At 64.5% G+C, this 13637-nt stretch carries 11 protein-coding genes and 1 riboswitch; of the genes, 9 read left to right on the forward strand and 2 right to left on the reverse strand.

The annotated features are described in order from the left end of the window. Positions 1-328: 328 nt before the first annotated feature. The 3 genes from FDN03_RS09325 (at position 329) to FDN03_RS09335 (ending at position 2658) form a co-directional block, all read left to right on the forward strand. Positions 329-826 carry a transporter substrate-binding domain-containing protein gene (locus tag FDN03_RS09325; RefSeq protein ID WP_138176268.1) on the forward strand — a complete coding sequence of 166 codons (498 nt, stop codon included), beginning with the start codon at positions 329-331 and terminating at the stop codon, positions 824-826. Further along, on the forward strand, positions 823-1794 hold the full coding sequence (locus FDN03_RS09330; protein WP_138176270.1) for a cation diffusion facilitator family transporter: 972 nt from the start codon (positions 823-825) through the stop codon (positions 1792-1794). Before FDN03_RS09325 ends, FDN03_RS09330 begins: the two co-directional genes overlap by 4 nt. A 315-nt stretch (positions 1795-2109) precedes the next feature. Then, positions 2110-2658, forward strand: a complete 549-nt coding sequence (locus FDN03_RS09335) for a hypothetical protein (RefSeq protein ID WP_138176272.1) — start codon at positions 2110-2112, stop codon at positions 2656-2658. Positions 2659-2701: 43 nt separating this feature from the next. On the opposite strand, the gene FDN03_RS09340 is transcribed toward FDN03_RS09335, so the two are convergent. Continuing rightward, positions 2702-3379 (reverse strand): GntR family transcriptional regulator, encoded by a 678-nt coding sequence (locus FDN03_RS09340; RefSeq protein WP_138176274.1) that lies wholly within the window; start codon positions 3377-3379, stop codon positions 2702-2704. Between the two features lie 121 nt (positions 3380-3500). Between FDN03_RS09340 and purU the strand changes: the two genes are divergently transcribed. Together purU and FDN03_RS09350 are read left to right on the forward strand one after the other, a co-directional pair. After that, positions 3501-4409, forward strand: a complete 909-nt coding sequence (purU, locus tag FDN03_RS09345; RefSeq protein WP_138176276.1) for a formyltetrahydrofolate deformylase — start codon at positions 3501-3503, stop codon at positions 4407-4409. Positions 4410-4461: 52 nt separating this feature from the next. Beyond that, positions 4462-6987, forward strand: coding sequence for an FAD-dependent oxidoreductase (locus FDN03_RS09350; RefSeq protein ID WP_138176278.1), 2526 nt, complete (start codon positions 4462-4464; stop codon positions 6985-6987). Between the two features lie 20 nt (positions 6988-7007). On the opposite strand, the gene FDN03_RS09355 is transcribed toward FDN03_RS09350, so the two are convergent. Beyond that, positions 7008-8492, reverse strand: a complete 1485-nt coding sequence (locus FDN03_RS09355) for an FAD-dependent oxidoreductase (RefSeq protein WP_138176280.1) — start codon at positions 8490-8492, stop codon at positions 7008-7010. Positions 8493-8830: 338 nt separating this feature from the next. Next, positions 8831-8921: riboswitch (SAM riboswitch) on the forward strand. Between the two features lie 74 nt (positions 8922-8995). Here FDN03_RS09355 and FDN03_RS09360 point away from each other — a divergent pair. Genes FDN03_RS09360 through FDN03_RS09375 form a run of 4 tightly spaced genes read left to right on the forward strand, consistent with a single transcriptional unit; the run spans position 8996 to position 13632 of the window. Further along, on the forward strand, positions 8996-10042 hold the full coding sequence (locus tag FDN03_RS09360) for a substrate-binding domain-containing protein (protein WP_138176282.1): 1047 nt from the start codon (positions 8996-8998) through the stop codon (positions 10040-10042). Next, entirely contained in the window at positions 10026-11564 is a 1539-nt protein-coding gene (locus FDN03_RS09365) for a sugar ABC transporter ATP-binding protein (protein ID WP_171021195.1), read from the forward strand. Before FDN03_RS09360 ends, FDN03_RS09365 begins: the two co-directional genes overlap by 17 nt. Further along, positions 11561-12565, forward strand: a complete 1005-nt coding sequence (locus FDN03_RS09370) for an ABC transporter permease (RefSeq protein ID WP_138176286.1) — start codon at positions 11561-11563, stop codon at positions 12563-12565. Before FDN03_RS09365 ends, FDN03_RS09370 begins: the two co-directional genes overlap by 4 nt. Further along, positions 12562-13632, forward strand: a complete 1071-nt coding sequence (locus FDN03_RS09375) for an ABC transporter permease (RefSeq protein WP_138176288.1) — start codon at positions 12562-12564, stop codon at positions 13630-13632. The genes FDN03_RS09370 and FDN03_RS09375 overlap by 4 nt, the downstream gene beginning before the upstream one ends. Positions 13633-13637: the final 5 nt, after the last annotated feature.

Raw genomic sequence — 13637 nt, forward strand, 5'->3', positions numbered from 1 at the left:
CGATCGGCCGCCGAAGCGATGCAGGAAATCGCCAGTTAACGAAAGAGCTCCCGTTGGATACCAACGGGAGCTCTTTCGATCATCACTCGCACCTTCAAGGAGGTATTTAAAACAATAAGACCGCTTTCTGTGTCCGCGCTGAGCTTCGGCTTCCAGTCTGCCGACCGTGGCGTCGCGAAGCGTCACTGTGAGGCGTGCTGCTTCGTGAAGGAAGCCTGAAGATTGGCAGGGATTTCGGTGCGCCGACCTGCGGGTCGCAGGGATCTGTCGTACGTTGCAGGTGAGAATCCATGGCCGAGAGTGTCAGAAGCGGCGGGAGGAGAAATAGATGTCGTCATCGAAAAGAACGCGGTTGTTCCTCCGTGCTGCGGGTGCAGCGCTGCTTGGATCCAGCCTGCTCGCCGGGTGTGCGGCCCAGGTCCCGGTGGATCCCAAGGGCACGCTGCAGGATGTTCGCCACGACACGTTGCGGGTGGGGATCTCGCCCAACCGCGAATTCGTGGATGTGCGCGACGGCCAGTACACCGGGGACGAAGTGGAGCTGGTCAAGGACTTCGCCAAGGGCCTGGACGCCGAGGTGCAGTGGACGCTCGGCGGGGAGGAGCACCTGGTCAAGCAGCTGAAGGAAGGAAAGCTTGACATGGTGGCCGGTGGGATCACCGCCAAGACCCCGTGGAGCAAGGAAGTCGGGATCACCCGGCCCTACCGCACCGTGACGGAGGAGGACGGCAAGCAGGCCCAACTGGTTCTGCTGGTGCCGCCCGGGGAGAACGCCTTCCTGGGGGAGCTTGAGTACTTTCTGGACCAAACCCAGGAGATGCCATGAACCTGAAAGCCGGAACCGGCCTGCCCAAACAGCAGCGCGACATGCTGCGCCGGGCAGCGAAACTTGAATGGATCAGCGTCGGCTATGCCGCCTGCACCATTACCCTGGTGGCCTTGGTGGTGGGCAATTCCCAGGCCATGCGCACGGCATGGGTGGAGGACATGCTCTCCGTGCTGCCGCAGCTGGCCTTCCTGGTGGCCCTGTTCTACACCCGCAGAACCCGGCGCCCCACCCACCCCTATGGTTACCACCGTGCCATGAGCGCCGGACACCTGGTGGCCGGGGTGGCGCTGCTGGTGGTGGGCGGCATGCTGGCCTATGAATCGGTCTCCGCGCTGATTGCCCAGGAATACCCGACCATCGGCACCATGAACGTCTTCGGGCACACGATCTGGCAGGGGTGGATCATGATCGCGGTGATGACCGTGATCGCCGCCCCGGCCGTGATTCTAGGGCGGCTGAAGGTGAAGGTCGCCAAGCCGCTGAACAACAAGCTGCTCTACGCCGACTCCTACATGGCCAAGGCGGATTGGCAGACCAATGCCGCCTCCATCGTGGGCGTCGCAGGCATCGCCATCGGCCTGTGGTGGCTGGACAGCGTGGCCGCCGCGGTGATCTCCGCGGGCATCCTCAAGGATGGCTGGACCAGCACGAAGGCCGCGGTGGTTGACCTGCTGGACCGTCGGGCCACCAGCGTGGAGGGCGAGGACCCGCACCCGCTGATCCCGGAGTTTGAGAGCCGCCTGAAGTCCATGGGATGGGTGGACCAGGTCGGGGTTCGCGTACGCGAACTGGGCGCGGTCCTGCATGCGGAGGCCTTCGTGGTGCCGCATTCGCCAACGGTGGGAGTGGAGGAGATGGACGCCGCCCGCAAGGCGCTGGAGGAGCTGGACTGGAAGGCGTATGACATCGTCATCATTCCGGTGCCGGAACTGCCAGACTGCTTCGTGGAGCCCACCACGGCATAGTGCCGATCTGGGGCCGGTGGAACCGGCATCGCTTAACCAGAAAGCTCCCGCGGGCCGTAACCCTGCGGGAGCTTTCCAGATCATCACTCGCACCTTCAATGAGGTGTTTTCAACATTAGTGGCCGTTTTTGTGTCGCAGCTGAGCGCAGGCTTCGGGCTCACCGGGGATCACCGGGCCGCCACGCTCGCCCAACCGGCCTGGTCGGCCTCATCCCGCCAGCGCTCGCCGACTCCTCCCGTGGTCTGAGAAGGGGATGCGGTTTTTCCCTCTCCCGCCCGAGGTGCCCGCCGCGGTGGGCTTCATAGGCTAAAAGCATGATGAAAAAGAAGTACCTCGCCCTCACCGCCCTCGCCGTTCCCGCCTCCCTGCTGCTCGCTGGGTGCAGCGTCGGGGATTTGGGCGGCGAAACCTATGACAAGGCTGAATCGAAGAGCGCGGCCACCTCCGAGGAAGGCGTGAAGTCCGGGCTGCTGGCCGATTGGGTCCCGGCCGGTGGCAGGGACGTGAAGCTGGAGCAGCGCACCACCGGGGCCGAGCGCATCTTCGTCATGGACTATGACGGTCCCCTGCCCAGGCAGGAATGCCTGAGCCTTTCGGCGGTGGGGGAGCCGAACGAGTCGGAGCTGGCCAAGGCCTATGCCACCGACCGGCGCACCAAGGATCTGCAGGTCTCCGAGGTTGCCACCGTGCGCACCCTGGACGCGGACTGGTGGCCCAAGGATGCCGAAAAGCAGACCACGGACTTGTGCGGCCGCTGGTGGGTGCACGAGTCCGAAGGCAAGCTCTATGGGTTCGCCCCCGACCAGCAGCAGATCGCCGAGAGCGTGCTGCGCGAACGCAGCACGAACGACCGGGATTCATAGACCGTCACGGCCCCTCCAGCCGTCTGGCTGGCCGCGCATCTTTCTAGAGGTCCAGCAGTGCGGTGCGCACCGCCTGCTCGAACTGTCCCACGTGCAGTCCGGCCAGGCGGGCCGCTTCGGCTTCATCCCCGTCAATGATGGCCTGCAGCAGCCCCAGGTGCTCCTTCACGTGGGTGCCCACCCGTGGCAGCCTGTCGATGACCGTGCACCAGATCCGGGTGGCCAGGTTGCTCTGGCGGATCAGCACGTCCTCCAGGTAGGGGTTGCCCGAGGCGCGGTAGATGTTGCGGTGCACGGCCGCGTCGAAGGTCAGCAGATCGGTGGTCGAGGCGTTGGCGGCATCGAAGCGCTCGATCTGCCGGGAGGTCTCCCGTAGGGCGGCGCGGGTGGATTCGGAGGCGGTGCGGGCCGCGCGGGCCGCGGCCATCGGCTCGAGCTGCTGGCGGATCTCCGAAACATAGGCCAGGTCGCTGATCTCCACCCGGGTGGCGAAGGTGCCGCGCTTGGGGAAGGTGATGACCAGCTTGTCCACCTCCAGGCGCTTGAGCGCCTCGCGCACCGGGGTGCGCCCGATGCCCAGTTCACGCATCAGCTCCTCATCGTGGATCGGGTCCCCGGGCTGGATCTGCAGGGTCACCAGCATCTGCAGGATCCGCTCGTAGGCCTCCTCGGCTTTGGAGGCACCTCGTGGGTGCAGCTGTGCGGTGACTGCCTGCGCCATTTTCCCTCTTTCGCGTTCGTTGCCAATTAACCCTTGACCCCTGAACTTTGTGTGATCTAGGCTACAGGACATTCTAGTATATAAGTTGGATACAAATCCCGTATTTCATCGGAGCGAAACGATGTCCCTGATCGATTTGCCTGCTTCCCACCCCGCCGCCCATGCCGCCTGGGCGGAAGAAACTTCCCACGACTTCGTGTTCACGGCCAGTTGCCGGGACCGGGTGGGAATCATCCACGCGGTCAGCCAGTTCCTTGCCGGGCGCGGGCTGAACATCCGCGAGCACCAGCAGTTTGACGACACCGTCAACGCCAAGGTGCACCTGCGCACCGCGTTCCACAGCGACACCCCGCTGCGCGCCGCACAGCTGCGTGAGCAGTTCCAGCCCGTTGCCGAGCGCTTCAACATGGGCTTCCAGATCCGCGACTCCAAACCCACCCGCACCCTGCTGATGGTCTCCAAGTCCGGGCACTGCCTGAACGACCTGATCTTCCGCTGGCGCACCGGCGCGCTGAACGCCCAGATCCCGCTGGTGGTCTCCAACCATGAGGACCTGCGCCCCATGGCCGAGGCCGCAGGGATCCCCTACCTGCACCTGCCGGTGAACGCCGGCAACCGCGCCGCGGCCGAGGCCCGGCTGCTGGAGCTGATCCAGGAGCACCGCATCGAGCTGGTGGTACTGGCCCGGTACATGCAGATCTTCTCCGATGAGCTCGCCGCCGGGCTGCAGGGCCGGGTGATCAACATCCACCATTCGTTCCTGCCCGGGTTCAAGGGGGCCCGGCCCTACCACCAGGCCCACGCCCGCGGAGTGAAGCTGATCGGCGCCACCGCCCACTACGTCACCGCCGACCTGGATGAGGGGCCAATCATCGAGCAGGAGGTGATCCGGGTGGATCACTCCCATGACCCCCGCGCGCTGGCCCAGGCCGGGCAGGGCGCCGAATGCCAGGCGCTTTCGCGCGCCGTGCAGTGGCACTGCGAACACCGGGTGCTGCTGGAGGGCTCGGGCACCATCATCTTCCGCTAGCCCGCATCCCCCCGCACATCCCAGATTTGAGCCCAGCAGTAGGAGAAAGACCATGTCACCCACCTCACGCGTCATCATCATCGGCGCCGGCATCGTCGGCGCGAACCTGGCCGACGAACTCGTCCAGCGCGGCTGGAAGGACATCACCGTCATCGAACAGGGGCCATTGGAACTGCCCGGCGGTTCCACCTCCCACGCCCCGGGGCTGGTGTTCCAGACCAACCCGTCCAAGACCATGACCGAATTCGCCAGCTACACGGTGCAGAAGCTGACCGATTTGGGGGCCTTCAACCCGGTGGGCGGCCTGGAGGTCGCCACCACCGAAACCCGCTGGCGGGACCTGCACCGCAAGCACGGCTGGGCCACCTCCTGGGGCGTGGAGGCCCAGCTGCTGGATGCCGGGCAATGCAAGCGGCGCTACCCGCTGCTGGATGAACAGGTCGTCTACGGCGGGCTCTACGTCCCCTCCGACGGGCTGGCCCTGGCCGGGGTGGCGGTGGAGAAGCTGATCGAACGCACCCGCGCCGCCGGGGTTGTCTACCGGGACCGCACCGAGGTCACCGGTGTGGGGCAGCAGGAGAACCGGGTCACCGGGGTGTGGGTGGGCGAGGAGTTCCTGGCCGCGGACATCGTGGTGTGCTGCGCGGGCTTCTGGGGCGCGAAGGTCGGGGCCATGGTGGGGGTGCGGGTGCCGCTGCTGCCGCTGGCCCACCAGTACGTGAAGACCACCGGCGTCAAGGGCCTGCGGGGGCGCAACAGCGAACCGAACGGCGCCAGCCTGCCCATCCTGCGCTACCAGGATCAGGACCTGTACTTCCGCGAGCACGGGGACCGCTACGGGATCGGCTCCTACGCGCACCGCCCGATGCCCGCGCTGATCGAGGACCTGCCCCGGATGGACCCGCAGGACCACACCCCGGAGAACATGCCCTCCAGCCTGCAGTTCACCGTCGAGGACTTCCTGCCGGCCTGGCAGGCCTCCAAGACGCTGCTGCCGGAGCTGGCCGAGGCGGAGATCGCCAGCGGCTTCAACGGGATCTTCTCCTTCACCCCCGACGGCGGCTCACTGGTCGGCCAGTGCCCGCAGGTGGAGGGCTTCTACCTGGCCGAGGCCGTGTGGGTCACCCATTCGGCCGGGATCGCCAAGGCGGTGGCCGAGCTGTTGAGCACCGGGCGCAGCGGCACCGACCTGTCCGACTGCGACGTCAACCGCTTCGAGGAGGTTGAACTGGCGCCCAGCTTCGTTCGGCAGACCGCCCAGCAGAACTTCGTGGAAATCTACGATGTGCGCCACCCCCTGGAGCCCCGGCTGGGCGCCCGCAACCTGCGGGTCAGCCCGTTCCATGCCCGGCAGCGGGAACTGGGCGCCCACTTCATGGAAGGCGGCGGGTGGGAGCGCCCCTACTGGTACGAGTCCAACGCCCGCCACCTCGATGAGCTGCCCTGGGACTGGCGCCCGCCGATCCGGGATACCTGGTCCGCGCTGCACCATTCCCCGCTGGCCGCGGTGGAGGCGTACAAGACCCGCACCGCGGTGGCCATGTACGACATGACCCCACTCAAGCGCCTGGAGGTTTCCGGGCCCGGGGCACTGGCCCTGCTGCAGCGGCTGAGCACCGGGAACATGGCCAAGAGCGTCGGGGCGGTGACCTACACACTGCTGCTGGATGAGGCCGGCGGGATCCGCAGCGACATCACCGTCGCCCGGTTGGGACAGCACACCTTCCAGGTGGGGATCAACGGGAACATTGACACCGCCTACTTTCAGGTGGAGGCCCGCCGGCAGAACGAGGCCCTGGTGCCCGGCGGCTGGGTGCAGGTGCGGGACATCACCGGCGGCACCTGCTGCATCGGGTTGTGGGGTCCGCTGGCCCGGGAGGTCATCGAGCTGGTCAGCGACGATGACTTCTCCAATGAGGGGCTGCGCTACTTCCGGGCCCGCGCCGCCCACCTGGGCGGGGTGCCGGTCACCGCGCTGCGCCTGTCCTATGTGGGGGAGCTGGGCTGGGAGATCTACACCAGCGCGGAGAACGGCCAGCGCCTGTGGGACGTGCTGTGGCAGGCCGGGCAGCGGCACGGCATCATCGCCGCCGGGCGGGCCGCGTTCGCCTCCCTGCGCCTGGAAAAGGGCTACCGCTCCTGGGGCGTTGACATGAGCACCGAGCACAACCCGTTTGAGGCCGGGCTCGGATTCGCGGTCAGCGCCAAGAAGGAGCAGGACTTCGTGGGCAAGGCCGCGGTGCAGCGGCTGCGCGAGGCACCGCCCACCCGCAGCCTGCGCTGCCTGCTGATCGAGAACGCCGGGGATGTGGTGCTGGGCAAGGAGCCGGTGTTCCATCAGGGGCGCGCGGTCGGCTATGTCACCAGTGCCGGGTTCGCGCACACCGTGGGACGGCCCATCGCGCTGGCCTGGCTGCCGGCCGAGCTCACGTTCGGGCAGCAGGTGCAGGTGGAGTACTTCGGCCGGCGGATCAACGCCACGATCACCCAGGACCCCGTCTACGACCCGCAGATGAAGCGGCTGCGCGGCCTGGAGCCGCAGGCTTCCCCCGCCGGCGCCCCGGTCGGCGCCGGGTAGCGCACCGGCGGGGGCGGGCGCTACAGCCGTTTCAGGTCACGGGTGGCCGGACCCTCCAGCCGCCGGCCCTGGGCGCTGAACCGCGACCCGTGCAGCGGGCAGTCCCAGGTGTTCTGCGCGGCATTCCACTGCAGGATCCCGCCCAGGTGGGTGCAGACCCCGGAAAGCCGGCAGGCATCCGGGTCCTGCGGGTTCTCGGCCACCACCTGGCGCCCCTGGCGGTGCACGCCGGGGCGGTCCCGGGTCTGCTGCGGGTTGGTGGGGGCCGCAAGCATGCGCGCCCAGTCGGTGAGCAGCAGCCGGGCCACGGTGGCGTTCATGCTGGCCGCATCCAGCCACGCACCGGGGGAGCGGTTGCCGGAGCTCAGCTGCCGGGCCCAGGGCAGGTTCCCGCCCAGGATGTCGGAGGACAGGCGCAGGGCGGCGGCCACCGCATTGGTCATGCCCCACTTGTTGAACCCGGTGGCCACATGGATCTGCCCGCCGCTGCCGGGCATGGTGCCCACGATCGGCAGCGCCCCGGCCGCCCGGTAGTCCTGCGCGGACCAGCTGTCGGTGCGTTCGGTGACCGGCAGCTGGTCGCGCGCCCACCGGTCCAGCTCGCGTTCCGCTGCGGCCGGGTCCCCGCGGCCCACCCGGTGGCCGTGGCCACCGACCAGCAGCAGCGGGCCGGTCATGTCCCGGGCGGTGCGGATGGAGTACCCGGCCGAGTCGATGGCCAGGAACATGCCCTCGGGGGCCTGTGCCCCGTCCCGCACCCGGTAGGCCAGGGCGTAGGAGCGGTTCGGCTCCAGCCGGGCGAAGTGCCCGCCCCGGTCCAGCACCGGGGTGCCGGTGGCCAGCACCAACTGATCCGCATACAGGTTCCCGGTGGGGGTCTGCACCCGGATCGGCGCCCCCTGCCCGGCCTTGAGCATCCGGGTGTGCTCAAAGATCTTCCCGCCGCGGCTGCGCAGTTCCTCGGCCAGCAGGCCCAGCACCCGCATCGGATCCAGCTGCGCCTGTTCGGGCAGGCGCAGCGCCCCGGCCACCTCGAACGGCAGCGGCACCTGGCCACCGGGCAGTTCCTCCACCATCACCCCGGCCTCACCGCTGGCCGCCGCCTCGGCCCGCAGCCGGGGCAGCGATGCGCGGCGCAGTGCGAAGGTGTACGCGTCCTGGTGCTCCACCTGCACCGAGTTCTCCTCCAGATAGCGCAGCAGCCAGGACTGCCCCTCCCGGTTCGCCTCCACATAGGCCCGCAGCGCCGGAATCGACTGGCGGCGGCGGATCTGCTGCAGCGTGCCGCCCTGCAGCAGGCTCAGCTTGGCGGTGCTGTGCCCGGTGGTTCCGGCGCCCACCGTCTGCGCCTCGATCACCGCCACCTGCAGCCGCGCCCGGCTGAGCAGCACCGCCGTGGTCAGTCCGGTCAGCCCGGCCCCCACCACCACCACATCGTAGCGTCCATCGGATTCGAAGTCATCGGTGTTGATCTGCGCGCTGGTGCGCTGCCATGTCGAGGTCATGATCCCTCCTGAAGGATTGGGTTGCTCGGGCCCGCCACATGTCGATGCCCTGACCGTAGCCACGCAAGCACCAGCACCCAACCCCTCCAAGGGACTTTGAAGCTGGGGATGGCGGAGTACTCCTACGCAATCGCGAGCGCAGAAAGTACCAAGCTCGCTTTGAAAACTCATAGATGTCCATGGGTGGCGCGTCATATGACGAATTGTGCGGTCATATTGATCCGTCCCAGTGTCATGAAATCCGGTGTTTCAGCGTTTTGCTACGACTCATTTCCTTCTGAGTCCGTCGGTGAAGGAGAGGCTTACGGCCCGCCAAACCGAAGTGGTGGAATCGAAGAACACCATCCAGAGCGGCCGAGAGACCTGGCTCGTCGACGCCGCAGCAAGTCCGCTGTACGCGGATAGTGCTACTGCCAGGTTCGATGGAACTGGGATGACCTGTGCGCAGTGCGGTGCGTCCCGGAATTCCTCGGCAACAAGTACGACCAAAAGAGAGGATTTCCGTGACGCGCTCCGTGAAAACCATGGCCCAGATCGTAGGCATCGGGTTGGCTGCGACTACCTTGCTCTCCGCGTGCTCCCTCAAGGAGCCCGTTAGGCCAGCGAGTGCTCCGATCGCCAAGGAGGACATCAAGCCCGTTGCGCAGGCAGAGGTGGCTGATGCGCCTTCCCTGGAAGGCAAAACGGTGGGTATCGCAGCCAAGGATATTGTTCACGACTTCAGCCGAACTGTGTACGAAGAACTACAGGCCAAGATCGGGGAGCTGGGCGGCGAGGTGATTGCGACGCAGGCGGAAGCCAAGGACGACAAACACGTTGCCGACATCGAGAACCTCATCGCTCAATCGCCGGATGCGATCGTGGTGATCCTAGGTGACGCGCAAACGCTGACTCCTGCCCTGGCGAAGGTGGATGAGGCAGGAATCGACCTGTTCACCGTGGATTTTCAAAGTGAGTACTCGAAGAACAACGTCACCAGTGATAACTGGAACATCGGCACGACCTTGGCGCGCACTCTTGCTGAAGACATCGACGGGCAGGGGCGGATTCTCGCATTCAACGGCTTTCCCGGAGTGACTCCATGCCGGATCCGTTACGAAAGCCTCAAGCTCGTGCTGCAGGAATATCCAGAGATTCAGATCATTGACCCTGAACTGCAGGACAAATATGAGGGAACGATCGAGGATGCCAAGAAACAGGTTCAGGACCAGCTACGCCGATTGCCGGAGGGCGAGATCGATGCGGTTTGGTCGTGCTGGGACATGCCCCTGATAGGGGCTGCCCACGCGGTGGATACCTCGAAAGACGCCGACATCGGACTGTACGGAGTAGATGCCGAGCCTGGTGCCCTGGACCTGATCGCCAATCCGGAAAGCTCATATCGCTTCACCGTTGCTCAACCCACGGCTCAGATGGCTGCCCAATCGGCGGTGAACGTCGCGAAGTACCTTGCCGGCCAAACCAGCGAGGTCCCCAAGACGAGTTATGTGGATCCGGTGTTCGTCACCAAGGACAACGTGGAACAGGTGCGCAATGAGCTCGGGATCTGACCTCCTTCTAGAAATGCGGGGAATCACCAAGTCCTTTGGAGCCGTGACCGTTCTCGACCGGGTGTCGCTGAGCCTTCGCAGCGGTGAAGTCTTGGGACTGGTTGGGGAAAATGGTGCCGGAAAATCTACCTTGATCAAGATCCTCACGGGCCTCTACACCCTGGACTCCGGCAGCATCCAGCTGGATGGAGAGCCGGTTTCCATTACTCGTCCGGCGGATGCCGAAGCGAGGGGTATCCGGGTTATTCATCAGGACCGGCACCAGGCCGGACGGCTCACCGTCGCCGAACAGCTATACCTAGGCTCGGAGGTCTTGGGAAGCAGCTGGCGACGAGTTCGCGAAGAACAACAGCGCGCCACCGCCGACATTCTGCGTTGCACGGGTCAAAAGATTGATGGGGCCGCGTTTATCGAGGAGCTGAGTGTCTCTCAACAGCAGCTGATACAGATCACCCGAGCCGTCCTCACCGGGCCGAGGATCTTGATACTGGACGAGCCCACGGCGCCTTTGGCAGCGGAGGAAGTGCGCCAGTTATTCGGTACCATTGCGCACTTGCGTGAGACGGGTGTGGGAATCATCTTCATCTCGCACTATTTGCAGGAACTGCGCGAAATCACTGATCGAATCACCGTGTTGCGTAATGGTCAGAATGCTGGCGATGCCTGCTTCAACGCCGGTGACACCATAGACGACGTCGTGCAGCTGATGGTTGGTTCCGCCGTTTCCGAGTTCGAGTCGGGGCGCCAACCTCGTCGCTGGCTCTCGGAAGAACCTGCATTGGTTCTGAAAAATGTTGGGATTCCAGGCCAGCTCAGCAACATCAACTTGGAAGTGCACCCTGGTGAAATCGTCGGTGTGACAGGTCTTGTCGGTTCTGGGATTGAATCCCTGGCTGATGCCGCTACGAGCAGGACGAAGGCCCACGGCACCATCTGCCTGTGGGGTCAGCGAATCCGGTCCATGGCTGATTTTGTTTCCCGTGGCGGCGGCTACGTTCCAGCTGACCGCCGGGATGACGGGATCTTCATACGCAACACAGTCCGAGAAAACATAGCCGCAGCGAGCCTCAAATCCTTGGGGCGACGGCTGGGATTCACTGCGCTGTCCCGCGAGCGCGAGCAGGCTAGAACGTTGATCCACAAGCTGGACGTCCGGCCGGCGGACCCCGAAGCCGTGGCTTCCCAGCTCTCCGGAGGCAACCAGCAGAAGGTTGTTCTTGGAAAGTGGCTAGCTCACGGAGCCCGCGTCCTGGTCTTGGACCAGCCCACTGCAGGGGTTGACGTCGGAAGCCGTGCAGAGATCTATCGCCAAATCAATGAACTCGTCGATCAGGGCGCTGCCGTACTGGTTGTCACCGTTGATCTAGAGGAACTGGTAGGTATCGCCGACCGTATCGCGGTGCTCTACCGGGGGCAGCTCCTCGGGCAGCTGCCCGGTGCGTCGACAACAACGGATCAAGTGCTTCGCCTGGCCTCCGCCGGGGACACCTCTCTCGACTCACAGGAGCAGGTAAACGCATGAGCATTCAGACACTTCAGAAAACTTCGTCAGAAAGTGGACGCTCAGAGCGTCTGTCGACCATTGCCTTGCGCAGATGGTTCGGCTACGCGGCACTGGGCGCCGTCCTGCTGGTTTTTGTTCTGGGGTCCCCATATTTTCTAAGCGGACAGAACCTCGCCACAATCCTGAGCCAAGCAGCAGTTACAGGCATCGCCGGGGTGGGGTTGGCCGTGGTCATCATCAACGGTGGTGATGACGTGCTCAACGGGGGCATCGACTTATCCAACGGTGCCGTCGCTGGTCTTGCGGGAATGACGACAGCGCTACTCAGTGCGCACGGACACTCGGCTATCGTCGCAGTGGCTGGCGGTATAACCGTGGCGCTAATCATTGGTTCCGTAAATGGAGTGTGTGTGCTCCTGGGATTGCGACCGCTACTGGCCACCTTGGCCACGATGGGCATCGCAACTTCCCTGGAATTGGTGCTGAGCCAAAACATCAAGATCGGACTTGAAGACCCTTTCCTCATTGCACTACGAGACGCTTCGTGGCTCGGCATCCCCATCGCGGCATGGGTTCTCTTTGCCGTGGGGATGCTCGGATGGTGGGGCTTCGGACGTACTCGGTGGGGTGTGAACTGTTACGCGACAGGACAGAATCCCGTCGCAGCAGAAGTCTGCGGTGTATCGCCCAAGCGCTACCGATTCGGCAGCTACATTATTGGGTCTGCGCTCGCCGGCGTAGCTGGTGTGCTGCTATTGACCCGCCTTTCGGCGGCCGTGCCGGGCATTGGCACGCAAATTCTGCTCGACATCATCTTGGTTGCCTACATGTCGACGATTTTCTCCCGACGTCGTCTGGTCTCGGTGCCGGGTACGGTCCTCGCAGCCCTCTTCGTGGCCGCCCTGGGCAACGGATTGACGTTGTTGGGAGTGGCGAGCCAGTGGGTGAGCGGAGCCAAGGGTGCATTGATCCTCTTGGTCTTGGCGAGCATGACCCTACGTGGAAGGAGCCGGGTATGAGCACGAGCCAAACATTGGAACGCGTAAACGCTGTCGACCAGGGAACCCCAACGTTCGGGGGTAGAACAAAGGCAAGTACCTGGAGCCCGTCTCGTTTGATCGCTCCGGCGGCCCTGGGCCTGATCTTGCTGACCTTCTCGGTTCTATCCCCGGTATTTCTCACGGTTGGAAACCTCGTGGGCATCCTGGGGCAGGTCTCGCTGCTGGCGATGGTGGCGGTTGGTTTGACCGTAGTCGTCCGGGCTGGGGGAATTGATCTGTCCGTTGGTGTGTCTCTGGACCTCGGGGCACTGGCCAGCGCCTGGCTGATAGCCGACGGCTACCGGGCCTGGGTTGCAGTTGTTGGCGGACTGCTAATCGCACTCGTTGTTGGAGTGGTCAATGCCCTACTCATCGTTGCCTTGCGGATTCCCGCTTTCCTTGCCACTTTGAGTATCTGGTTCGTCGGGACAAGCGCCCAACAGCTGCTTACCGGTGGTGGCGCTCCGATCTACTTGTCGGCCCCTCGTGTTCCAGAAGGTTTCGCGGTGCTAGGCCGCGGGTACTTCTTGGGTGTAGATGCCGCTGTCATAAACACCGCCGCCGTCGTGCTTGGCGTGGGGCTGCTGATTGGAATTACCCGCTACGGACGAACTCTTACATTGACCGGGGAACAACCAAGCGCGGCTCGCATCAGTGGCTTGCGGACCGCGCCATTACTGTCCAGTGCGTATGTTTTTTGTGCATTGATTTGCGGCTTCGCCGGGGTCATTCTTGCTGCACGAACTAATGGATATGTCCCTGCCAGCGGCCAGGCCTATCTGATGGATGCCATCGGCGCCGTCTTTATCGGCGCGACATTGAGCAGGTTCGGCAGAGTATCGGTGCCCGGCACGATTGTTGGAGTCCTGATCTTTGCCTTGCTCAACAATGGCATGAATCTCTTGGGCCTCTCATTCTTCTGGCAGGGACTCGGCCGCGGCATCGTACTTTTGGCCATCCTCCTACTCGGAGTTTTGCTGCAACACTCCAACAACGCCTCCGCAACGCATTGGACGCGTTGGCTTCGCACCACCAAATCGTCTTAGAAGGG

This window comes from Glutamicibacter sp. V16R2B1 (assembly GCF_005774635.1).
Lineage (GTDB): Bacteria > Actinomycetota > Actinomycetes > Actinomycetales > Micrococcaceae > Glutamicibacter > Glutamicibacter creatinolyticus.